We start from the raw sequence: 21,776 nt of genomic DNA, 5'->3' as shown, positions 1-21,776 counted from the left end.
CGTGTCCGTTATGACCGACAGTGTACCGGCCGGCCACGGAGGGCGTACCGGCACGTGCGGAAACGCCGGTGGCCCCTGCCCGGCGCGGGCAGGGGCCACCGGCGGATGTCACTGCTGCCGGGCGAGCCAGTCGGCCAGCCGGGTCCCGGCGATGTGGGCGTTAGGCCCCGGCACGAGGGTGGTCTCCTTCAGCTCGGCGCCGAAGTACCGGGCACCGGGGTCCGTGACGACCGTGCGGGGGTCGTTCTTGGCGGCGAGCCCCTTGCGGATGAGCTCGTCGAGCGGGAACTCGTCGGGGCCGGCGACCTCCAGCGTCCCGTTGACAGGTGTGCCGACCGCGGTGCGGCCGACGGCCGCGGCCACGTCGTCGGAGTGGATGGGCCGGATCTTCACCGGCGCGAGACGCACGGTGTCGCCCACGGTCGCCGCATCCGCGATGCCCTTCAGGAACTCGAAGAACTGCGTTGCGTGGACGATGGAGTACGGGATCCCGGACGCCTTGATCAGATCCTCCTGCGCCTGCTTGGCGCGGAAGTACCCGCTCTCCTGGAGCCGCTCGGTGCCGACCACGGAAAGCGCCACATGGTGCAGGACGCCGGCCTTCGCCTCCTCGTGGAGGAGGTTGGAGGTGGAGGTGCGGAAGAAGCTCATGACGGGCTCGTCCTCGAACGAGGGCGAGTTGGACACGTCGACCACCACCTCGGCACCCCGCAGGACCTCGGGCAGGCCCGCGCCCGTGAGCGTGTCGACGCCGGTGCTGGGCGCGGCCACGACCGCCTCGTGCCCGTGTTCGCCGAGCTTTCCGACCAGCTTCGAGCCGATGAGCCCGGTTCCGCCGATGACTACGACCTTCATGGGGGTATCCCTTCGCAGGATTCTCTACGTACCGGCACAGACCGGTTGGTGACTGTGTTTGTGACAGGGGCTTGGCCGGCTCAGCCGGCTCGCCGCGCTCGCCGGGCGAGCCGGGGCGTCACTCGGCGAGCTTTCCCTCGGTCGAGACGTCCTCCATCAGGGAGGAGATCGATTCGGGGATGGCCGGAATGCTCTCGTGGGTGATTCCCGTCGTCGGGGACCAGACGAGATTGACCTGCAGAGCGGGGTCCATGTCCGGGTGGTCGCTGCGGTTGTGGCAGCCACGGGTCTCGCGGCGTTCGAGTGCCGATTCGAGCGTGGCGCGCGCCGCCAGGGCGGCGGCCTTGAGGTCGAAGGCGTGCGCGAGGTCCTGGAAGCCGGCGATGTCGGGATGGACGCCGACGTCCTCCATCCTCTTCTCGATCGCGGCGAGTTCATCCAGCCCGGTGCGCAGTCCCCGTTCGTCGCGGACGACTCCGGCGTGCTCGGTCATGGTGTTGCGGATGGCGCGCTGGAGTGCGCGGACGTTCTCCGGGCCGTCCGCCGCGAGCAGGTGGTCCATCTCGGCGCGGGCCTGCGTCACGGCGTACGCCGACCGGGGCTGCGAGGTCAGCGACTGGGAGTAGGCGGCGGCGGCCTGACCCGTGATGCGGCCGAAGACCAGCAGCTCGATGAGGCTGTTGCCACCGAGGCGGTTGGCACCGTGCAGTCCGCTGGAGGCCTCACCGATGGCGTACAGGCCGCGGACGTCCGTGCTGTGGTCCTCGGGCCGTACCCAGACCCCGCCCATCGAGTAGTGCGCGGTGGGCGCGATCTCGATCGGCTCGCGGGTGATGTCCAGCATCTGCAGGTCCAGGAGGGTCTGGTAGACCCGGGGGAGTCGCGTCATGATGGTCCGCCGCGGCAGATGCGAGACGTCGAGCCACACGCCTCCGTTGGGGGTTCCGCGGCCTTCCTTGATCTCCGTGTAGGAGGCCAGCGCCACGCGGTCGCGCGTGGAGAGCTCCATCCGCTCGGGGTCGTAGCGGGTCATGAAGCGCTCGCCGAGCGCGTTGCGGAGGATGCCGCCCTCACCGCGCGCGGCCTCGCTGACGAGAGTGCCGGCCGCGTTCTCCGGTTCGATGATGCCGGAGGGGTGGAACTGCACCAGCTCGGCGTCGCGCAGGCGGGCACCGGCTTCCACCGCCAGTCGGAACGAGTCACCGGTGTTCTCGTCGCGCCGGGAGGACGTGCGCCGCCAGATACGCGTGTGGCCGCCCGCCGCGAGGATGACGGCGTCGGCGTGGATGAGGTAGCGCGTGCCGTTGGCGACGTCGAAGCCATAGGCGCCGAAGACCGCGCCGTCCTGCACCAGGAGCCGCGTGATGTAGACACCGTCGAGCACCGGGATGTCGAGTTGGCCGGCGCGCCTGATGAGGGTGCGCTGGATCTCCAGGCCGGTGTAGTCGCCGGCGAAGGCGGTGCGCCGGAACTTGTGCGCGCCGAAGAAGCGCTGCGAGATCCGGCCGTCCTCCTCCCTGGCGAACGCCATGCCGTACCGCTCCAGGTCGTCGATGCCCAGAGCGGCACCCTGGGTGACGGTCCGCACGGTGCGGGGATCGGCGAGCAGATAGCTCTCCTTGAGGGTGTCGGCGGCGTGCTGCTGCCAGCTGTCCTCGGGGTCCATCGTCGCCAGCGCCGCGTTGATGCCTCCGGCGGCGAGCGCCGTGTGGGCGTCCTCCTTGGGGCGCTTGCCGACGGCGAGGACGTCGACACCGGCCTCGGCCAGTTCGATGGCCGCGCGCAGCCCGGCTCCTCCGGTACCGATCACCAGCACCATGGTGGAAAGACGTCGTTCGGTGATAGCCACGGTCTGCTCCGATCGCCTTGATTGTCGTCGACTAGGACCAGGCGACCGGACCGGCTGTGACACCCCCGCACTCCCCGCGCGCGCCGGCACGGGGAGCGGTGGCGGGACGGACCGGCTACTCCACGAAGTACGAGTCGTGCTCGTCGAGGAACCGGGCGCGCTCCTCATCCGTGGCGTGGGCCAGATGCGACAGCCCCTCGAAGTACTTCTCGCGCGGTGCGCCCGGTGCGAAGAGCAGCAGCATTTGAGCCGGTGCGTCGGAGTCGTTGCGGTAGGAGTGCAGTCCGCCCTGGGGTACGTGCAGGAAGTCGCCCTTCCGCGCGTCGATCCACTCCGCACCGTTGAACAGGCGTACGGTTCCGTCGAGGATGAAGAACGACTCCGAGATGGACCGGTGGAAATGCGTCTTGGGGCCGCCCGCCCTGGGGCTCATCTCGACTCGGTAGAGTCCGAACTCGCCTCGTGTGGTGGCCGTGGTCGCCAGATAATGGAAGGCGTCCTTGCCGGCCTCCCCGAGGTTCGGCCCGGTGCTCTCGGGCCGGAAACGTGCGCTGACCTCGCCGCCATTTCCCTTGTAGACCTGCTCTGGGTACGACATGAACACCATCCCTCTGCGTGGGCCGGATGCAACGACATTGCGGGGGAGATGCGCCGGCCTGGTTCCCGGCCCGCCGGCGATCACACTCCTCGCCCCACCGACCGAGTACTCCTACCGTGTGTGACACATCGCGCGGTCGCCCCTTCAGCGTCACGTTTGCGGGAGCGGCGGTCGGATGCACCTGTCACAAAAGCGGTGTGTCCCCGGTCTTCACTGTCGAGGAGTCGTGCAAGCCTGGGTCGGGCTTCATACGGCCGATCCGGGCCGACCTACGGAGGTGCAGCGCAATGTCGGACAAGGACGCAGCGGGCAAGGCCGGCGAGCAGGCCCCGTCCGGGACGTGGCAGACGGCGATCACGATGCTCCAGGACGTCACACCGCCCCACATCCCGGAGGGTGCCTCGGGGATGACCATCCTCGTCGAGTGGCCGCCCGGGGACCCGGGAACCCCTCCGCACCGCCACACCGGTCCGGCCTTCGGGTACGTGGTCGAGGGCGCGGTGCGTTTCGAGCTGGAAGGCGAGCCGGAACGCGTGGTGAGGGCCGGTGAGACCTTCTGGGAGCCGGGCGGGGACGTGATTCATTACCAGGACGGCAACGCGCTCACGGACGCGCGGACCCGTTTCGTCGTGACGATGCTCTGCGCGCCGGGCCGGCCGATGCTCACCCTGGTGGATCCGGAGGAGCTGGCGCAGCGGACCCATCTGCGTGCTCCGCGTCCCACCCAGAGCTGACCTGCGGGTTTCCCCGGAGAAGCGCAAGGGCGGGACGTATTCTTGACATTGAACATCCAGGATATGTAGCGTCCTGAACGAGTCGGCGCATGCTGCCCAGGCGCGCCGACTTCTCCGGGGGTAACTTCGGTCCCATAAGGGCAAACCGGACATAGGTGTCGAGAGATAGGTCGTGCCATGAAGCTCGCGGTCGTCGGTGGTACCGGGCTGATCGGGTCACAGGTCGTCGAGAAGCTCAACGGGGCCGGTCACGAGGCCGTCCCGCACTCCCTGTCCACGGGTGTGGACCTCCTCAGCGGCAAGGGCGTCGCGGAGGCCGTGGCCGGAGCGGACGTCGTGGTCAACCTGACGAATTCCCCGACCTTCGACGAGGCTTCGGCGACGTTCTTCCGTACGTCGATGGACAACCTCGTCGCCGCGAGCGAGCAGGCCGGCGTCGGGCACTTCGTCATCCTCTCGATCGTCGGCGTGGACCAGGTGCCCGACCTGGACTACTACCGGGCCAAGGTGCTGCAGGAGGACATCCTCAAGGCCGGCTCCGTCCCGTACTCCATCGTCCGCGCCACGCAGTTCATGGAGTTCATGGAGGCGACCATGTCCTGGACGACCGAGGGCGACACCGTCCGGCTGCCGAGTACGCCGCTCCAGCCGATCGCCGCCGCGGACGTCGTCGCCGCGATCGCCGACGTCGCCGTCGGCAGTCCACTGGGTGGCGTCCTCAACGTCGCGGGCCCGGACGTCTACCCGCTCGACGAGATCGGCCGGCTGACCGTCAGGGCCAAGGGTGACGGGCGCTCCGTCGTGACCGACGACAGCGCCGGCATGTTCGCCGCCGTCCACGGCGACGTCCTGACCGCCCCGGAGGGCGCTCGTATCGCCCCCACCCACTACGCCGACTGGCTGTCTTCCTGAACCTGTCGCGGCAAGAGCGGTCGGTAAGAATCGGCGAGGCGCCACCGGTCTTCGGTGGCGGACTCGCCGAGCAGCAAGGATGGGCGAGGAATGCCGTCGAAGAACGATCCAGCGGATGATTCTCGGAGTCTTCAGGAGGCCGCAGAGGCGTTCCGTGATGCCCGCGGCTGCATGTTCGGCATCGCGTATCGCATTCTCGGCAGTGCCAGCGACGCGGAGGACATCATCCAGGAGGCCTGGATCCGCTGGCAGACCTACGACCGGTCGAAGGTGGAGAATCCGCAGGCCTTTCTCGCCACGACCGTGACCAGGCTCGCCATCAATGTGCTGCAGTCGGCCAGGGTGCGCCGTGAGACGTATGTCGGCCCCTGGCTGCCGGAGCCGGTCGACACCACGAGCGACCCCGCGCTGGGGGCCGTCAACGGGGAGGCGCTGGAAGTCGCCGTGCTCATGCTGCTGGAGAAGCTCACCCCCACGGAACGTGCTGCGTACGTGCTTCGGGAGGCCTTCGACTACCCGTACGAGCAGATCGCGGAGATCATCGACCAGACGCAGGCCAACACACGGCAGTTGGTGAGCCGGGCGCGGAAGCACCTTGCCGCGGAAAAGCGGTCGAGTGTCGAGTCTGCCGAGCATCAGCGCTTCCTCACGGCGTTCGTCGCCGCCGCGCAGGACGGGAATGTGGCCGTGCTGGAGCAGCTGTTCGCGGCGGACGTCGTCTCGTACTCCGACGGTGGAGGAGTCGTTCGCGCGTCGAAGTTCCCCGTCGTCGGTCCGCACCGCGTGGCGAGGTACTACCACGCGTTCGCCGACCGCTTCTGGATCGGTGTCACGGTGGATCCGATGGAGGTCAACGGCCGGCCCGGGGTGCGCCTGTCCCGCGACGGGACGGTGTTCGCCGTCCTCACGGTGAGCGTCACCGCGGAGGGAATCGACCGGCTGCTGTGGATGATGAACCCGTCGAAGCTCACGGCCGTCGCCGGCTGAGCGTTCGGCCGCGTCCACCTCGACCGTCTGGGTGGTGACGGGCCGGTCCCGGAGGGCCGGCCCGTCTCGCTGGCGCCGGTCGGCGGTTACTGCTTCTTGAGGGTGAAGTCGCCGGTGACGGTGGCCCCCTTCTTGATCTTCACGGTCGTGGCCACCGGCCGGTAGCCATCCTTGGCGACGATGACGCTGAGCGGGTTGTTGCGGGAGTCAAGCCACAGGGAGTACGTGCCGTCCGCGGCCGTCCTGAGCGAGTAGCTCGCCGCCCAGCTGTCGATCTCGACGGTGGCGCCGGCCAGCGGCTTGGTCGTGCCGTCGCTCTGGACGCCCCGGATGGTTCCGGTGATCTTGCCCCAGGTCTTGGGCGGGTCGACGTGCAGGGACACCGCGACCTTCCGCATCCCGTACGGGCTGTCGTTGTCGAGCGCCAACTGCGCGGTGAAGTCACCCGGCTGCGCGATCTCGGGTACCGAGGCGTCCAGCGTGACGGTGACGGTCGTGCTCGCGCCGGGCTGCAGGGTGAAGTGCTGGGTGCTCGTCCTCAGCCAGGTGACGTCGGTCGAGCCGCCCTGGTCGTATCCCGGCAGGAACTCCACCGCGGTGCTGGGAGTGTAGGGCTCGCTGCCGCCGCCGACCTTGTACAGGCCGAGGCCGGCGCCGCCGCGGTAGGTGGCGACGTTCGCGTTGGGCAGCGCCGACCAGGTGCCGGCCTCGGGGCTGTAGGCGAAGCCCTGGTTGGTGAGGGCGTTGCCGGTGATGCCGCTGGAGATCACGAGCTGGTCGTCGGCCGCAGTGTAGGACGAACCCCACAGGGGGATCGGGAGGTCGGGAAGCGCGGTCCACGTGTTGGCGACCGGGTCGTAGACGTAGGCGTGCTTGCTCTCCCCGAGGGAGTCGGCGTCGCCTCCGGCGCAGTAGAGCTTGCCGTTGACGCCGGCGCACGACTCCCACGAGGTCTTCTCCGGGTAGTCCGCGATGCGGGACCAGGCGTCGGCGTCGGGGTCGTAGGCGTACGCCTCGGCGGTACCGCAACGGTCGTTGCAGCCGCCGACGGTGTAGAGCTTGCCGTCGAGAGCGGCGTTGCCCTGGCCCGCGTAGGCCACGGGGGCCGGCGCGCCGGTGGTCCAGGTGTCGGTGACGGGGTCGTAGATCTCCAGCTTGGGGTCCGTGCTGTTGTCGGGGTTCCATCCGCCGACGACGTGGAACTTGCCGTCGACGAACTGGGCCGAGGGGGCCTCACGACGGTCGGCCGCGTCGGCCGCCCGGGTCCAGCTGCCGACGACCGGGTCCAGGACGTACATCGCGTTGGTGACGTCGAGGCCGGTGTAGCCGAAGCCGGAGTAGACCTTGCCCTTGTAGGTGCCGACGGCGTTGCCGAGAGCGGCCTCCGGGAGGCTGGGGGCGGTCTGCCAGGCGGCGCCTGACGGCGAGGCGACGGTCTTCCGCCCGCTCGCGGCGGGCCCGGTCTTGCTCGCGTGCGGGGAGAAGTGCCCCTTGACGGTCTGCAGTGGTGCGCCGCTCCGGAGGTTCTGGATCTGGAAGCCGCCCGCCCGCTCGTCCAGCGTGACGGTGGTGGGCGCGCCGCCGGTGTTCTTGACCGTCAGATTCCGTGTGGCCGACTTGCCCCAGCCCACGGTGGCGGTGACGGGGTCCGGAGTGACCGTCAACTGCCCGGCCTTGAGCTTGTAGGAGGCAGCGACGGCACTGTCGGTCGCGACGTTGACCGTCTTGGTCAGCTCCGTGTAGCGGGGCCGGGCGGCGGTGATGTCGTGCTTGCCCAGGTGGGGCGAGAACATGAGGTAGAGGCCGTCGCCGAGGGCGGGGTCCTCGGGGGTGGCGACGGTGGTCGCGGTCACCTTCGGGTCGTCCTTGCCCGTGACGGTCGCGCCGACCAGGCCCTTGCCGGTGTTCGCGTCGGTCACCGTGCCGGTGACGAGGCCACCGGGGGTGGCGGTGTAGGCGCGGTCGCCGACGAAGACGTCGTCGATGCCCCACCACCATGCGAAGTCCGTGACGAAGTGGAAGCGCACCCTGACGTTCGGCTCGCCTGCGAGGCCGGTGAGCGGGATCTCGACCCTGGCGTGGTCCGCGAAGCCCGCCGCCGCCGTCCACAGGGACTTCCAGGTGGCGCCGTCGTCGGAACTGGCGTCGACCTGGGCAGCCTTGTCGCCGAACGCGAAGTACATCGCGTCAAAGGCGAGTTCGGGGTCGGACGCGTCGGTGAGGTCGAAGGCGGGACTGATCAGCTGGGCGTCGAAGGGCTCCCCGATCGTGGGGTTCTCCGCGATGGCGAAGGCGCCGTCACCGCCGGTCTGGTTGCCGCGCCCGGCCGGGTCGTCGAAGGACCAGCCGCCCTCGGTGCCATCGGCGTTGACGACGCGCCAGCCCTGCGGGGCCGATTCCGTGGAGGCGAAGTGCTCGGTGGGGCCGTCCAGATGCACGGCGTACCCGGGTGTGGTCGCCTTCCAGGGGTCGGCCGGCAACGACAGCGTCAGCGACTGCGGCGCGTCGGCGACGGTGATGGACTTGTTGGCGGGCGTGTAGCCGGGCAGCGCGGCCTCGACGCGCAGGGTGTAGTCGTGACCCTGGGGGAGGTCGACGGTGAAGGCGCCGGTGGCCGGGTCGGTCCACACCGGGCCGCCGGGGACCCCGTCCACGGTGATCCTGGCGTACAGCGGCCAGCCGTGGCCGGAGTCGTCGGTGACCTTGCCGGCGACGGTCTGGCTCGGGACCGGGTTCAGCGCGAAGTCCCGGGTGAGGGCGCCGCCTTCGGTGACGGCCACGTCCTTGGCGGTGCCGGTGGCGTAGCCGTAGGCGTCGACGGTGACGTCGTAGGTGGCCACCGGGAGACCGAGGGTGTAGCGGCCGTCGGCCCCGCTGTGTGTGACGTTGTCGGGCCCGGCACTGACGCTGGCACCGGCGAGGGGCTTGCCGGTGGCCTGGTCGGTGACGGTGCCGGACAGCGTCCCGTGCGGGCCGGTGCGGAAGGCCCGCAGGCCGTTGGGGGTGCCGAGACCGGTCGGGCCGTCGTAGCCGGCAGCGCCGGTGCACAGGTAGGCCGGGGCGCAGGTGCCGTTGCTGCCGTCGGTCACGTCGTAGAGGCCCGCACCCGCGGCGTAGGGGTAGGAGTTGGGGTAGGTGCCCGCGACGGGGGTGCCGGCGTTGGCGTAGACCGCGGCGATGATGGGCGAGCCGGCGCTGGTGCCGCCGAACTGTGCCCAGCCGCCACCGCCGTAGGTCTGGTACACGGCGACCGGGGTGGCGGGGTCGGCCACGGCGGAGACATCGGCGACGGCCCGGTTCTCGCAGCCGGTGTCCGTCTGGAAGGCGGGCTTGGGCTCGTAGAGCGAGCATCCCGAACCGGCACCGTCCCAGGCGGACTCGGACCAGCCGCGACCGGTGCCGCCGTCGGCGGTCAGGGAGGTGCCGCCCACCGCGGTCACGTACGGCGACGCGGCGGGGTAGGACACGCCGTATCCGTAGTCACCGGAGGAGGCGACCATCGCGACGCCGGGGTGGTTGTAGTGGACGTCCAGCCCCACCGTTCCGGAGGGGTCCTCGCCGCTGCCGAAGCGGTAGTCGGTGCCATAGGAGTTGGACACGAACTTGGCGCCCAGCGCGACCGCCTGGTCCACGGCGGCGCCGAGGTCGTCGAAGCTCGGGGTGTCGGCCTCGACGAGCAGGATGTGGGCGTTGGGGGCGATCGCGGAGACCATGTCGAGGTCGAGGGAGATCTCCCCGGCCCAGCCCGGGTCGGGCTGCGGGTAGTTGGTCCCCCCGCGCTGGTCGACCTTCGTGAAGCAGCCGTTGTCGGTGGTGCAGGCCGGCAGCCCGTACTGCTCGCGGTAGACCGCCAGGTCCTCTTCGGCGGTCGGGTCGTCGAAGGCATCGACGATGGCGATGGTCTGCCCCGCGCCGCCGCCCGCCGGGAGGTTGTAGGCCGAACGCAGGTCGGCCGGCCCGAACCCGCCCGGAGCCGATGCGGTCCGCAGGCCCTTGGCCGAGGCGACATCGGTGCGGCGCAGGGCGTAGCAGGTGGCCTCGCCCTTCTTGGCGGCACCGCAGGCGGTCTCGTAGGGCACGTGGTCGCCGGCGGTGGGCGCCTTCGCGGACACGGCGGTGGGCGCCGCAGCCTGCGACGGCGTCTGGACGCCCAGGACGGCCATCGCGGCCGCGCTGAGCACCGCCAGCACGGTGGACACCCGCCGCCGGAGCGGTGGACCGGATATGTGTGGTGCGAGCAACGTGCGACTCCCCAGTCATCACATGAAACATCGACGCATGAAGGTGTAACGGGCGAACTTCAGCGGTCGCCGGGTGTCCATTAGCGGAGAGATCTTGTGTCCATGTCAACGCTGTAAAGGCACAAAGAGGCTACCGATTTGCGTTCTGCGGTGAGCGCGGCACGAATGTGTCCGGAATCCGGAGAGTCGCCGTGGATTTAATGGCGCCAGGTGTGACAGGTCGCACCATGAAGGGTCTTGACGCGCGCATCACCCGATTTCCGGCCGGGCGCCGCGCCGCCGACGGTGGCCAGGTCACGGGGGATCCGCCGCCGCGTGTAGTGGCCACTCCTCCCCGAGTGCCCCGCTTCCGACCGGCTATTCCCTATGGTGCGACGTGCGGGAGTATTGACCGGCATTACTGCCTTGGTCATTTGCGATGCGGCTGGGGAATTGAAACGTCGCCGCACCGGGGAGTGGTGTGGCTAGTGTCGCCGTTCGCCTTTTGGGGTTTGGGATCCGTGCTCCGTACAACCGGACCGGAATTCTATATTCCTGTTGTGGTGCGACGTGCGGGAGCCCCTTCGCCGCTGGTGGTGACGATGGCGACGACGTCGAGTTCGGCCTTGTCGCGCGGACCGTGGACCAGCACCATGCCCGGGGTGAGCCGGATCCCGCGAGCGGATGAGTCACCGCCCAGCCGTGGGCGGAACCGGGAGCATGAGTCCGCGGGCGCCCGGTACGGAGATGGCCGACTGGCCGCTGCGGACTCCTGGCAGCGCGCTCAGCAGTGCGAACAACTCCTCCTACGGGGCCGCCGGGGCATTGTCGGTGAGCTGCTGCTGGGGATGGCCGTGCATGGTCAAGATCTGCGTGGTCAGGGATTCGCCTCCGGGCGCAGCGTGGGGTCGGGCGGCTGTCAGCACTGTCCCGGCGCCGCGAAGGGTGTGTAGTGGGCGGGCGGGTGCTCGATCGGCAGGTCGGGACGCCACGCGGTCAGTACTTGGGCGCTGGGGATGAACAGGCCGTCGGGGAGCCGGTCGAGAGGGAACCACTGCCAGTCGCCGACCCGCTCGTCCGCCTGGTCCGCGGGTTCGCCGTCCCACGCGGTGACGACTGCGGCGACAGTCACCCGGGGCATGTCGCCGACGCGGTCGAGGAGCGTCCCCAGGAGGACCACGTCCTTCTCGCGGGCCGTACAGCCGGTCTCTTCGGCGAGCTCCCGCACGACGGCGTGCTGCAGCGACTCACCTGGATCCACTTTGCCGCCGGGCAGTTCGCGTGTGTCCCCGTCGTGGAGGCCGAGGAGCAGCCCTCGTGGGCCGTGGAGGATGGCGCCCACCCCGATCGCCGCGTTCGGCCCGGCAGGCCGACCGGTGCGCGGCCGGCTGGTGACCTGGGCGCGCCGGCGGATCTGGAGGAGGGAGCAGGTGAGCGGGTTGCCCTCCTCCGGGGCTGTAAGGGTGTCCACCTGGTCGACGACGAGTCCGTGCGCGGCGAGCAGGCTCGTCCAGAGGGCGGGGGCGAGCACCCACATCCGGACGGTGAGCCGGCCGCCGTCGGCCAGGGGCAGGATCTCGGGCCGCGCGACGACGGTCCTCGAGGGCCCGTGGCCCTCCGAGTTGGTGTGCAGGACGGAGAGGACCAGGCGTCCGCCGGGCGCGAGTGCCGCGGCGAGGGCGGGTACGAGACGGAGGGGGTCGATGTAGGCGGCCCCGTGGATCGAGTAGATGACCTCGTACGGCTCGGCTCGCCGAAGGTGCTCGACGGCGTCGGAGAAAATCAGATTCAGGCCCGGCTGGTGGCCGTACCGCTCGGTGGCACGCTGGTGTTGCGAGGGGGAGGCGTCAACGGCGTCGACCAGGGCACCTCGTTCACGGGCGAGGTACGCCGCGTGCCTGCCCGTGCCCGAGCCGAGGTCCAGGACGCGGCGGCCGGCGACGTCGCCCAGAATCTCGTCGCCTGGGCCGCTCGGCCAGAACCCCCATGCCAGGCGGTCGGCGTCGGGGACATCGGTTCGCCTGCGGATGTGGTGGTCGCCGTACGCCGTCCAGGCGGCGAGGTCGGTCTGCTCGGAATCCAAGGGGGCGCCTCCGATCCGTCGAAGGTGGACAGGCCCATGGTCCGGGGGACTCCGGCAGCCCGTCCATGGTGCCGCTTGGCGGGACCGTTCAAGCGGGCCCCTGTTGGGGGACGTTGCGGATCGCGACGCAGGCGATGTCGTCGTTGAGGTTGCGGTCGCTGTGGCGGAGGAGGGCTTGGTGGAGCCGTTCGAGGAGGGCGGAGGGGGAGGTGGTGTCCGTCTCGCGGGTCCAGGCGGTGAGGGGGAAGAAGTCGCCTTTGTCGTCGCGGGTTTCCGTGACGCCGTCGGTGTAGAGAAGGAGCAGGTCGCCGGGGGTGAAGGGGACCTGGTCGACGTGGTAGCCGGAGCCGATGAGCGCGGCGAGATTGATCGGCGGTGAGGGGTCGGCCGGGTCGACGGTCCTGGTGGCGCCCTGGTGGACCAGCAGGGCCGGGGGGTGCCCGCAGCTGAGTACGGAGGCCCGGTCGCCGGTGGGCGGGATCTCGACGATGACGGCGGTGGCGAAACGCTCCGGGCCGTCGGCGGCGGGGACGTCGGCGTTGTAGCGCGTGATGGAGGTGTCGAGCCGCTGCGCGAGCCGGCCCAGGTCGGGCGTCTCGTAGGCGGCCTCGTGGAAGGAGCCGAGGACGGCGGCCGAGACGCCGACCGCGGGCAGGCCCTTGCCGCGGACGTCACCGAGGATGATGCGCAGTCCGTGTGCGGTGTCCGCGACCGCGTAGAAGTCGCCGCCGATGCGGGCGTGCGGTGCCGCCGCGAGGTAGAGGGTCGCGATCTCCAGGTTCCGGATCCGGCCGGGCACGGGTCGAAGGAGGACTTCCTGGGTGGCGTCGGCGACGGCCCGGACCTGGGCGAGGGTGTGTTCGCGCTGGAGGCGCAGGTGGCTGGCGTAGGCGGCCGCGAGGGTGACGGCGGCGATCGCGCCCGCGGTGTAGAAGGCGGACATGTCGGAGAAGGCGAGGGCGAAGCCGATGACCGGGAGCAGGCAGACGACGCCCAGGGTCAGGGTCGCCCTGACCGACCAGAGCGACGCGGCGAGTGCGGGCGCTGCCGGCAGCAGCCGGGAGAAGGGAACGTCCTGCGGGGTGAGCACTGCCAGGAGGCCGATCACCACGGTCAAGGCCACCGGGGACAGGAGCACGGGGTCCCGCCGCCCGTAGAGACCCCAATGCATCCGAAATCGCCTCAAAGCGTGCATGGGCGGATCGTAAGGGATGCGCGATCCGATTCCCGGGCGCGCCGGGGCCGCGGTCCGCGCACTCAGGTCCCGGACTCCGTGAAACCGGGTGTCAGCGTTTCCAGGAGACCCCGGACCGCGTCCACAAAGGCCGCGTTGTCGAGTTCGGGATCCCACGCGGTCTGCAGCGCCAGGCCCTGGTAGACGGCGATGAAGACGCGCGCGAGTCCGTCGGCCGGCAGAGCCGGCGGCAGGTCGCCGCGTTCCTGGGCGGCGTGGACGAGGCCGGTGATGACGCCACGGGGGAGGTCCACGCCTTGGCGCGCCACCGTGTGGACCTCGGGGGCGCGCAGCGCCTCCGCCCAGATCTGGACGCCGAGTTGCACACGCTCCCGTTCGGCCGGGTCGGCGAGCGAGCGCAGGAGGTCCAGATATCCGGCGGCGACGCGGCCGAGGGCGTTGGGCGTGCGGTCGTCGCCGGGGTCGTCCAGGTGCAGTTGGCGGGTCTGGCGGTCGTGCCACTGGTCCGCGATGGCGACGACCATGGCGTCCTTGTCGGCGAAGTAACGGTAGATCAGGCCCGCGCTGAGTCCTGACTCCTTCGCGATGTCCTGGATGGTGGTGCGGTGGAAGCCCGCGCGGGCGAAACAGCGGGCGGCGGCGGCGAGGATCTCGGCGCGCCGGGTCCGCAGGTGTTCCTCGCTGACCTTGGGCATCACTTCACCTCCGCCTGGGCGATCCGGTAGAAGGGGGCGGCCGGCTCGCGGCGCCCCAGCGGCTCCAGGTAGCGGGCGGCGGCGTCCCGTGCCGACAGGTCGAGGGTGAGAGCGAGCCCACGCGCGGCGAGGTAGCCGGGGAGCTCGTCGGGGAGGAATCCGAAGGTGAACGGTTCGCCCGCCGACCGGACGGCGTCCGCCCAGGCCTCCACGCCGGCGAAGTCGCCCGTGCCGTCCAGTGCGCGCCGGTCCATGTATGTGAAGACGATCCTGCTGCCCGGCGCCGTCGTGGAGGCGAGCGCGGTGAGGGTGGTGTGCACCGAAGGCGCGTCGAGGTAGTTCGTGACGCCCTCCCACACGACCACCGCGGGATCGTCCCGGAGGCCGGCACCACGCAGGACTTCGCCCAGGTCCTGGTGCATCAGGTCGGCGGGCACGAAGTGGATGTCCTCGCGGGGGCGGCCGGTCGTGGTCCGGTTCCACGCGGTGACCAGTTCGCGCTTCACCGTCTGGGTCGCCGGGTGGTCGACCTCGAACACGGTGGCGTTCCGTGCCGCCTCCAGGCGGAAGGCGCGGCTGTCGTATCCGGCGCCCAGCAGCACCAGCTGCCGGGCGCCGTGGGCGAAGGCGTCCCGCACCAGGTCGTCGATCAGCCGGGTGCGGACCACGGCCGACGCGCGGGGGCCGGCGGGCCAGCTTGTGTCGATGCGGCGCTCGAGGACGTTCGTCAGCCCCGTGCGCCGGGCGAGCGCGACGGCCAGGCGATAGCCCGTGCCGAGGGAGGACGCCGCGTAGGGATCGGTGAACAGGCGCGGTCCCCGGCGCACCGACTCCAGTGCGCGAAAGAGCGCGACGTGCTGCGCGGTCCGGCTGGGTGAGTTCTGCATGCCGTCATCGTAATGAATGGACGTCCATTTTTTATCACTCGGCCGTCCATCCCCGGCCTCGGAGCGCGCCTCCCGGTGTGGGTGCCGCGACCGCTGGTCGGACGTATGGTCCGTTTATGGGTGACAGGCGGCATGGCGCGCCCCGGCGGGCCGCTTCGACGCGGGGCCGGGGGTGAGGCCGGTGCACCGCGACGACGTGCGGACCGCCACGGGCCTGGGACCCCTCGTCGGGCTCTTCGGCCGTCTGGGGCGGGACACCGACGCCTCCGTGGGCATGCTCTACGTCCTGCCGCCGGGGGAGCGGGTCCTGCATTTGCTGGCCCTATCCGGAACGTCCCGGCGCATCGCCGCCCCCTGGGTACGGGTCGGGGTGGGCGACCGGGCGCCGGTGGCGGAAGCGGTGCGCGAGCGGCGCCTGGTGTGGGTGAACAGCCCGACCGAGCTGGCCCGCCGCTACCCCCGGATCGGGCTCATGGCCCCGTACGACATCCTCCTGGGCGCCGCGCCCCTCACCACCGGGGACTCGGTGTGGGGTGCCATCTGCATGGTGTGGCCGGTCTGGCATCCACCGCAGCTGAGTCCCGGCGAGCGCGAGACGATCGCCACGTTCTGCCGCCGGGCGGGCCGCCTGCTGGACCAGGCGGCCTGCCGTGGTCAGCCGCTGCTGCCCGGTGCCGAGCCGTTGACGCTGCCGGCCGTCCGCACCCGCACCCCGGACCCGGCCGAAGCGGTGGCCGCGTTCGACTTCGCCGAGCGTCTTCCGACCGGATGCGCGTCGCTGGACCTGGACGGCAGGATCACGTTCCTCAACAGCGCGGCCGCCGACCTCCTGGGCGACGGGATCGCGGACCTGCTCGGCTCCCGTCCCTGGGAGCGGCTGCCGTGGCTCGACGACCCCACTTTCGAGGAACGCCACCGGGCCGCTGTGATCAGCCGTCAGCCCACCGGTTTCATCGCCACGCGGCCCCCGGACCGGCGGCTGGCCTTTCAGCTGCAGCCCGCGGCCTCCGGCATCAGTGTCCGGATCGCACCGGCCGCCGAGGCCATGGCCAGGGGGCCCCGGGCGGAACCGGCACGCACGCAGGGCCCCATGGGCGCGTCGACGCTCTACCAACTGATGCATCTGGCCGCCACCTTGAGCGAGGCCGTCGAGGTCAAGGATGTGGTCGACCAGGTCGCGGTCCAACTCGTCCCCGCCTTCGAGGCCCAGGGGCTGGCCCTGCTGACGGCCGAGGAGGGCCGCCTGCACGTCGCCGCCCACCGCGGGTACACGGACGAGTTCATGGCCCGGTTCGAGGGCATCCCATTGAGCGCCCCCACCCCGCCCACCCAGGCCATGGCCACGGCGACCCCCAGGTTCTTCACCAGCTTCGGCGATTTCCAGCGCGCCTATCCCGAGGCCCCCCGCTACCGCGACCGGGACGCCTGGGCGTTCCTCCCCCTGATCGCCTCCGGCCGGCCCATCGGACTGCTCGCCCTGTCCTACGACCGCCCGCGGCCCTTCCCCCTGGCGGAACGGGCCATCCTCACCTCGCTGGCCGGGCTGATCGGGCAGGCACTGGACCGTGCCCACCTCTACGACGCCACGCGCCACCTCGCCCGCACGCTGCAGACAGGCCTGCTTCCCCAGGAACTCCCGCAGGTCCCCGGCCTGGAGGTCGTCGCACGTTATCGTCCCGCCGGCCACGGCCAGGACACCGGCGGGGACTTCTACGACCTCATCCACTGCGGCTCCACCTGTGCCGCCGTCACCATCGGCGACGTCCAGGGCCACAACGTCCAGGCCGCCACCCTCATGGGGCAGGTCCGCACCGCCGTCCACGCCCACGCCACCGCGCACACCTCTCCGAGCAGGGTCCTCACCCGCACCAACAGGCTTCTGGCCGACCTCAACCGGGGGCTGTTCACCAGCTGCCTGTACGCCCACCTCGACCTCGGGCGACACCGCGCGCGCCTGGCCACCGCGGGACACCCCCCGCCCTTGATCCGCCACCCCGACGGCCGCACCGAGATCCTGCACATGCCGCCCGGACTCCTGCTCGGTGTCGCCCCGGACGGCGACTACCCCATGACGCAGATCCCGCTCTCGGTGGGAACCGTGCTGGTCCTCTACACCGACGGCCTGGTCGAAGCGCCGGGACTCGACATCGAGCACAGCACCGCCGACCTCGCGCACTGCCTCGTCGCGGCCGGCGACGAAAGCCTGGACGACCTCGCCGACGCCCTCGTGGACCACGCCCTGCGGACCACCCCCGGCACCGATGACATCGCGCTCCTCGTCGCCCGCGTCACCGGATAGCGATCGGGTTCCAGTGGGCGATTCAGCCGCCGGCCAGGACGAGGACCCAGAAGAGCGCGATGCCGGCGACCGCGCCGACGAGAGCCGCGATCGTCCCGATGAGCCAAACCGATGTGCTCTCGAGCCTCGTCACCGAGTACCACAGCACCCACGTCGAGGTGAGAAGTGCCACGGCAAAGACCGGACTGAGAACGATCATGGACATGAGCCCCGTTTCGCGCGGGCTGAGGGCGCAGGTCCAATCGATCCCCGTGCATGTCCGGTCGCCGACGGAGGCGGCCGCTGACAGGGACATTCCGGCGAGGAGCAGACCGTAGCCGGCCGCGATGACGGCCAGGCACTTCCAGGCGCTTCTGCGTCTGGGACGGGATGAAGTCGCAGTCACGACAGTGAGGTTAGGGAGCCGGCAGCCGGTCCCGTACCCGTCGACGTACTCAGCCGGCCCTGAGTACCGGGCGGAGGGTCGTCGGCCGGGTGGCCGGCCGCACCGCAAAAGGCCCCGCGCACGGCGTGCGCGGGGCCCGGAAGGCAGGGCTCAGGTGGTGAGCAGGCGGTTGAAGAACGAGCGGTACTGCCGCAGGGCCGTACGCAAGTCCTCGGTGTTCACCTGTTCGCCCCGGTCCCACTGCCCCTCCAACTCCTGCTTGTGGTGGGCGAACGTCGCCGCGAGCTTCTGCATGACATCGGCGACCAGGGCGTCGGCGGTGTGAACGGCATCCCGGGGGTCGTCGACGAACTGGCTCTGGATCTCCTGCCAGCGGGCGCGGAAGCTCTCCTCGTCCTGCGAACTCAGCAGTTGCGGAGCCTGGTCCACGGAGGTGTTCTCCATGGGGGCGCCGGCTGTCTCCGCCGGGGGTTCGGACGGCTTGCGGCCCGCGGGGGTGCCCTCGCCGGGGTACGCGGGGGCCCGGGTCGCCGTGTCCGACCGGTCGGGGGGCATTTCGAACTGTTCGCGCGGTTTGGCGAGTTCCTCAGTGGTCAAGGCGCTCTCGCGGGAGTGTCGTGCGCGGTCGCGTTCCATCGTTCCTCCGCCTCTTGTAGTGGTGGCGGCGTAGTGGACCGGAACCCTGGTCAGGCCCGGACGTGGCGGGATTCGCCGCCGTCGGTGAGGAGTTCGTCGAACAGGGCGCGGTAGTGCACCATGGCACCGCGCAGTTGCTCGGTGGTGGCCTGATGCCGGGTGCTGAGGGCGTTGACCTGGTGGGCTTCACGGTAGTGCTCCAGCGTGTGGCCGTGCTCCACCGAGAGGTCCTTGAGCTGCTGGTCGAAGTCCTCGGTCGGGTAGCCGCGCTCGTGCATGAGGGAGGTCACCAGACTGTCCGCATCGTGGACGGCATCCTCGGGACGGTCCACGAACTCCTCCTGGACGCCGGTCCAGTCCCGCGCATAGCGGTCGCGGACGCCGCTCTGCAGCGGCTTGATGTCCAGGGAGTCGTGCCGCTTCGCGCGGGCGTTGAGGTCCCGCTCGGCCTCCCTGCGGCTGCCGGTACCCTCCACGGTCCGTTCGTACTCGGGGCCGAACTGCCGGCGCAACCGCCGGCGGCGCACGATCAGCGCTGCTGCCACCGCGATGATGGCAAGCACCACCACGATCGGAATGATGATCGCCAGAAGTGTCTCTGTCGACATGGGGCCGGACTCCCTTGCAACTCCGGGAACCCCCCTCGTCCGACCCCTGCCCTCAGCTTTCCGCTTGAAACACCACCTCAGCGGGTGCCCGTCAGGCGGGCCGGCGCGCCTCGTGCTTCCAGAAGCCCGAGAAGGTGATGCGGTCCTTGGGGAGGCCGGCGCGGTGCAGGTGTCTGCGGCCCTTGGTGGAGAGGCCGGATTCGCCGACGATGAAGGCGTAGGCGGCGGTGTCGACGGTGGTGTGCCTGCGGAGTTCGCCGAGCGCGGCCTGACCGGGTACGGCGTGCGCGCCGTCGCGGACGACCCAGGTGACGGTCATCGCGGCGGGGGCGTCCAACTCGCGCCGGTCGCCCTCGCTGGGGACCTCCTGGATGAGCCGGCCGACGGTGTCGCGGGGGAGGGAGCGCGCAATGCCCGTGGTGGCGGGCAGCCCGCTCTCGTCGGCGACGACGAGGACCTCGGACGCGTCCTGCGGACGGTCGAACATGAGGCCCTGGTCGAGCACCGCCAGTCCGTCGCCGGGGCGGGCGGCGCAGGCCCAGATCGCGGCGCGGCCTTCGAGTTCGCCGGTGGGGCCGCGGTGGACGACGAAGTCGATGTCCATCTCGGCGGTCCCGGGGCGGTGGCCGGCCACGGTGTAGTTCGCGCAGTGCGGTCGCTCGTCCTCGGGCATGGCCAGGTAGGGCTGCCACCACCGGTCGCCGGTGAACTCCGGCAGCCGCAGCGTGGCCTGGTGGGGGAGTTGCATGAAGAGGCGGAACCAGTGGTCGTAGCCCATCCACGAGAACTCGGCGAGGTCCGCGCCCGTCACGGTCACGCGCTGCATGGAGGGGGAGATCCGCTCGGTGCGGACCACCTCGGCGCGGAACAGTCGGGGGTTCTGCGGCATCAGCCGTGGGATCTTCGCCATGAGGGAAGGTTAGCCTAAGTTTAGTGGGCTGCTCGGGGGGTGGTCGGGGTGCCACTTAGGTTAGGCTAACCTTCGTTTGTGAGTTCTGGTGAAGAGACGGCCGCGGCGCCCGACGTGCGCGGTCACCGACTGGCGGCGCGGGACGTGACCGTGTCGTACGACGGAGTCGACGTCGTGCACGACGCGGCGATCACGCTCCGGCCCGGTGAGGTGACCGCCCTGGTGGGTCCCAACGGCAGCGGAAAGTCGACGCTTCTGCGCACTGTGGCACGCCTCCAGCGGGCCCGCAGTGCCACGCTGACGATCGGCACGGCGGACGGGAACACCCTGGACGGGCTCGCCCTGACGGCCCGTGAGTTCTCCCGCACGGTGGCGCTGCTGACGCAAGGGCGTCCCACCCCCGGCGGTCTGACCGTACGGGACCTCGTGGAGTTCGGCCGCTACCCCCACCGGGGGCGCTGGGGCCGTCCCGACCCGGACGGCGCGGCGGCGGTGCGGCGAGCGCTGGCCATGACCGGTGTCGAGGACCTGGCCGGCCGCGGGGCCGAGCAGCTTTCCGGCGGCCAGCTCCAGCGGGTCTGGCTGGCGAGCTGCCTCGCCCAGCAGACCGGCGTGCTCCTGCTGGACGAACCCACCACCTACCTCGATCTGCGCTACCAGGTCGAACTCCTGGACCTGATCCGGGACCTGGCCGACAGCCACGGCATCGCCGTCGGGGTCGTCCTGCACGACCTGGACCAGGCGGCCGCCGTCGCCGACCGGATCGCGCTGCTGTGCGCGGGCCGGATCGTCGCGGAGGGCCGTCCCGAGGACGTGCTGACACCGGAACGCCTCACCGCCACCTACGGCATCCGGGTCGATGTCGACATCGACCCCCTGACCGGCCTGCTGCGCACCCGCGCCGTCGGCCGCCACCACGCACGACCCGAAAGGCTCAGTACCACCTCATGAGACGCCCACTGATCGTCATCGCCGCCGCCGCCGCTGCTGCCGTCGCCCTCGCCGGCTGCGGAACCACCGAGCCCGCGGCCGCCGGAACCGGCAAGGCCGCGGAGGGCATCACCCTCACGGACGCGACCGGTGCGAAGGTCACGCTCGCCGGGCCCGCCAAGAAGGTCGTCGGCACCGAATGGAACGTCGTGGAGAGCCTTGTGACGCTCGGGGTGGACCCGGTCGGCGTCGCCGACGTCAAGGGCTACACGACGTGGGACACCGCGGCCCCGCTCAAGAACACGCCCAAGGACATCGGCACCCGTGGTGAGCCCAGCATGGACACCATCGCCTCGCTCTCCCCGGACCTGATCGTCGCCACCACCGACCTGCAGGCGTCCGCCGTCAAGCAGCTGCGGAAGATCGCCCCGGTCCTGGAGGTCCGCTCCGCGAACTCGGCGGACCCGGTCGGGCAGATGAAGGAGAACCTCTACCTCATCGCCGAGGCGACCGGTACCACGACACGCGCGGACCAGGCGAAGAAGGCCTTCGACACCAAGGTCGCCGAGGGCGCCAAGGCCCTCGCGGACGCCGGCCTGAACGGGACGAGGATCGCGTTCGCCGACGGCTGGGTCGCCTCCAACCAGGTCTCCGTGCGCCCCTACACCAGCGGCTCGCTCATCGGCGGTGTCAACGAGGCACTCGGCCTGAAGAACGCCTGGACCATGAAGGGGGACAAGGACTACGGCCTGGCCGCCACCGACGTCGAGGGACTCACCGGCCTCGGCGACGTCGAGTTCGCGTACATCGGCAGCGACAGCGAGCCCAGCGACGTGTTCGCCGGCGACCTCGCGAAGAACGCCGTGTGGAAGTCCCTGCCCTTCGTGAAGAAGGGCAACGTGCACCGGCTGCCCGACGGCGTCTGGATGTTCGGCGGCCCGCGGGCGATGGAGGCGTACGTCGACGCCCTCGTCGGCGCCCTGACCAGGTAAC

18 protein-coding genes are annotated in these 21,776 nt (G+C 70.7%); 6 read left to right on the top strand and 12 right to left on the bottom strand.

Going from position 1 to position 21,776, the window contains the following annotated elements; translation table 11 throughout:
- Positions 1 to 108: 108 nt before the first annotated feature.
- The 3 genes from ACFWVC_RS17385 to ACFWVC_RS17375 all read right to left on the bottom strand — a co-directional run bounded on the left by ACFWVC_RS17385 (position 109) and on the right by ACFWVC_RS17375 (position 3,308).
- A complete protein-coding gene (locus ACFWVC_RS17385) occupies positions 109 to 855 on the bottom strand; it encodes an SDR family oxidoreductase (protein ID WP_384285814.1) in 747 nt (248 codons plus the stop codon).
- A gap of 118 nt (positions 856 to 973) precedes the next feature.
- Positions 974 to 2,674, bottom strand: coding sequence for an L-aspartate oxidase (locus ACFWVC_RS17380; RefSeq protein ID WP_384285823.1), 1,701 nt, complete (start codon positions 2,672 to 2,674; stop codon positions 974 to 976).
- A 145-nt stretch (positions 2,675 to 2,819) separates the two neighbouring features.
- Complete coding sequence (locus tag ACFWVC_RS17375; RefSeq protein WP_384285820.1) at positions 2,820 to 3,308, bottom strand: cupin domain-containing protein; 489 nt, start codon at positions 3,306 to 3,308, stop codon at positions 2,820 to 2,822.
- A gap of 281 nt (positions 3,309 to 3,589) precedes the next feature.
- Here ACFWVC_RS17375 and ACFWVC_RS17370 point away from each other — a divergent pair, with 281 nt between their 5' ends.
- From ACFWVC_RS17370 to ACFWVC_RS17360, 3 genes are all read left to right on the top strand, one after another.
- Positions 3,590 to 4,036 carry a cupin domain-containing protein gene (locus tag ACFWVC_RS17370; RefSeq protein ID WP_384285811.1) on the top strand — a complete coding sequence of 149 codons (447 nt, stop codon included), beginning with the start codon at positions 3,590 to 3,592 and terminating at the stop codon, positions 4,034 to 4,036.
- Between the two features lie 177 nt (positions 4,037 to 4,213).
- The gene (locus ACFWVC_RS17365) at positions 4,214 to 4,948 is read left to right on the top strand and encodes an SDR family oxidoreductase (protein WP_384285809.1); all 735 of its coding nucleotides are present in this window, start codon (positions 4,214 to 4,216) and stop codon (positions 4,946 to 4,948) included.
- A gap of 90 nt (positions 4,949 to 5,038) precedes the next feature.
- Positions 5,039 to 5,935, top strand: a complete 897-nt coding sequence (locus ACFWVC_RS17360) for an RNA polymerase sigma-70 factor (RefSeq protein ID WP_384285806.1) — start codon at positions 5,039 to 5,041, stop codon at positions 5,933 to 5,935.
- An 86-nt stretch (positions 5,936 to 6,021) separates the two neighbouring features.
- Here ACFWVC_RS17360 and ACFWVC_RS17355 read toward each other — a convergent pair whose 3' ends face one another.
- From ACFWVC_RS17355 to ACFWVC_RS17335, 5 genes are all read right to left on the bottom strand, one after another.
- The gene (locus ACFWVC_RS17355; RefSeq protein WP_384285804.1) at positions 6,022 to 10,176 is read right to left on the bottom strand and encodes a carboxypeptidase regulatory-like domain-containing protein; all 4,155 of its coding nucleotides are present in this window, start codon (positions 10,174 to 10,176) and stop codon (positions 6,022 to 6,024) included.
- An 898-nt stretch (positions 10,177 to 11,074) separates the two neighbouring features.
- Positions 11,075 to 12,238, bottom strand: a complete 1,164-nt coding sequence (locus ACFWVC_RS17350) for an NUDIX domain-containing protein (RefSeq protein ID WP_384285802.1) — start codon at positions 12,236 to 12,238, stop codon at positions 11,075 to 11,077.
- Between the two features lie 88 nt (positions 12,239 to 12,326).
- On the bottom strand, positions 12,327 to 13,409 hold the full coding sequence (locus ACFWVC_RS17345) for a PP2C family protein-serine/threonine phosphatase (RefSeq protein WP_384285800.1): 1,083 nt from the start codon (positions 13,407 to 13,409) through the stop codon (positions 12,327 to 12,329).
- Between the two features lie 86 nt (positions 13,410 to 13,495).
- Positions 13,496 to 14,128, bottom strand: a complete 633-nt coding sequence (locus ACFWVC_RS17340) for a TetR/AcrR family transcriptional regulator (RefSeq protein WP_384285798.1) — start codon at positions 14,126 to 14,128, stop codon at positions 13,496 to 13,498.
- Positions 14,128 to 15,015: a class I SAM-dependent methyltransferase gene (locus ACFWVC_RS17335; protein WP_384285796.1), complete on the bottom strand. Its 888-nt coding sequence runs from the start codon at positions 15,013 to 15,015 to the stop codon at positions 14,128 to 14,130. The genes ACFWVC_RS17340 and ACFWVC_RS17335 overlap by 1 nt, the downstream gene beginning before the upstream one ends.
- A 181-nt stretch (positions 15,016 to 15,196) precedes the next feature.
- Between ACFWVC_RS17335 and ACFWVC_RS17330 the strand changes: the two genes are divergently transcribed.
- A complete protein-coding gene (locus ACFWVC_RS17330; protein ID WP_384285794.1) occupies positions 15,197 to 17,314 on the top strand; it encodes a SpoIIE family protein phosphatase in 2,118 nt (705 codons plus the stop codon).
- A 22-nt stretch (positions 17,315 to 17,336) separates the two neighbouring features.
- Here the strand turns inward: ACFWVC_RS17330 and ACFWVC_RS17325 are convergent, their stop codons facing one another.
- The 4 genes from ACFWVC_RS17325 to ACFWVC_RS17310 all read right to left on the bottom strand — a co-directional run bounded on the left by ACFWVC_RS17325 (position 17,337) and on the right by ACFWVC_RS17310 (position 19,853).
- The gene (locus ACFWVC_RS17325) at positions 17,337 to 17,486 is read right to left on the bottom strand and encodes a hypothetical protein (RefSeq protein ID WP_384285791.1); all 150 of its coding nucleotides are present in this window, start codon (positions 17,484 to 17,486) and stop codon (positions 17,337 to 17,339) included.
- A gap of 363 nt (positions 17,487 to 17,849) precedes the next feature.
- Positions 17,850 to 18,296 carry a hypothetical protein gene (locus ACFWVC_RS17320; protein WP_384285789.1) on the bottom strand — a complete coding sequence of 149 codons (447 nt, stop codon included), beginning with the start codon at positions 18,294 to 18,296 and terminating at the stop codon, positions 17,850 to 17,852.
- A gap of 89 nt (positions 18,297 to 18,385) precedes the next feature.
- A complete protein-coding gene (locus tag ACFWVC_RS17315) occupies positions 18,386 to 18,943 on the bottom strand; it encodes a hypothetical protein (RefSeq protein WP_384285786.1) in 558 nt (185 codons plus the stop codon).
- Positions 18,944 to 19,034: 91 nt separating this feature from the next.
- Positions 19,035 to 19,853, bottom strand: coding sequence for a siderophore-interacting protein (locus ACFWVC_RS17310; RefSeq protein WP_384285783.1), 819 nt, complete (start codon positions 19,851 to 19,853; stop codon positions 19,035 to 19,037).
- Between the two features lie 78 nt (positions 19,854 to 19,931).
- On the opposite strand from ACFWVC_RS17310, the gene ACFWVC_RS17305 reads away from it, so the two are divergent.
- Positions 19,932 to 20,804 (top strand): ABC transporter ATP-binding protein, encoded by an 873-nt coding sequence (locus ACFWVC_RS17305; RefSeq protein ID WP_384285779.1) that lies wholly within the window; start codon positions 19,932 to 19,934, stop codon positions 20,802 to 20,804.
- Positions 20,801 to 21,775 carry an ABC transporter substrate-binding protein gene (locus tag ACFWVC_RS17300; protein ID WP_384285776.1) on the top strand — a complete coding sequence of 325 codons (975 nt, stop codon included), beginning with the start codon at positions 20,801 to 20,803 and terminating at the stop codon, positions 21,773 to 21,775. The genes ACFWVC_RS17305 and ACFWVC_RS17300 overlap by 4 nt, the downstream gene beginning before the upstream one ends.
- The last annotated feature ends 1 nt before the right edge of the window (position 21,776 follow it).

It is taken from the genome of Streptomyces sp. NPDC058691, from assembly GCF_042714775.1.
Classification (GTDB): Bacteria; Actinomycetota; Actinomycetes; order Streptomycetales; family Streptomycetaceae; genus Actinacidiphila.
Note: the sequence above shows the minus strand (reverse complement) of the source record. Positions and strands in the feature narration are given on the sequence as shown.

What these genes read in the sequence shown, in the direction of transcription:
- ACFWVC_RS17385 (WP_384285814.1), bottom strand. Translation starts at nt 855, where the DNA reads ATGAAGGTCGTAGTCATCGGCGGAACCGGGCTCATCGGCTCGAAGCTG.
- ACFWVC_RS17380 (WP_384285823.1), bottom strand. Translation starts at nt 2,674, where the DNA reads ATGGTGCTGGTGATCGGTACCGGAGGAGCCGGGCTGCGCGCGGCCATC.
- ACFWVC_RS17370 (WP_384285811.1), top strand. Translation starts at nt 3,590, where the DNA reads ATGTCGGACAAGGACGCAGCGGGCAAGGCCGGCGAGCAGGCCCCGTCC.
- ACFWVC_RS17365 (WP_384285809.1), top strand. Translation starts at nt 4,214, where the DNA reads ATGAAGCTCGCGGTCGTCGGTGGTACCGGGCTGATCGGGTCACAGGTC.
- ACFWVC_RS17360 (WP_384285806.1), top strand. Translation starts at nt 5,039, where the DNA reads ATGCCGTCGAAGAACGATCCAGCGGATGATTCTCGGAGTCTTCAGGAG.
- ACFWVC_RS17345 (WP_384285800.1), bottom strand. Translation starts at nt 13,409, where the DNA reads ATGCATTGGGGTCTCTACGGGCGGCGGGACCCCGTGCTCCTGTCCCCG.
- ACFWVC_RS17340 (WP_384285798.1), bottom strand. Translation starts at nt 14,128, where the DNA reads ATGCCCAAGGTCAGCGAGGAACACCTGCGGACCCGGCGCGCCGAGATC.
- ACFWVC_RS17335 (WP_384285796.1), bottom strand. Translation starts at nt 15,015, where the DNA reads ATGCAGAACTCACCCAGCCGGACCGCGCAGCACGTCGCGCTCTTTCGC.
- ACFWVC_RS17315 (WP_384285786.1), bottom strand. Translation starts at nt 18,943, where the DNA reads ATGTCGACAGAGACACTTCTGGCGATCATCATTCCGATCGTGGTGGTG.
- ACFWVC_RS17310 (WP_384285783.1), bottom strand. Translation starts at nt 19,853, where the DNA reads ATGGCGAAGATCCCACGGCTGATGCCGCAGAACCCCCGACTGTTCCGC.
- ACFWVC_RS17300 (WP_384285776.1), top strand. Translation starts at nt 20,801, where the DNA reads ATGAGACGCCCACTGATCGTCATCGCCGCCGCCGCCGCTGCTGCCGTC.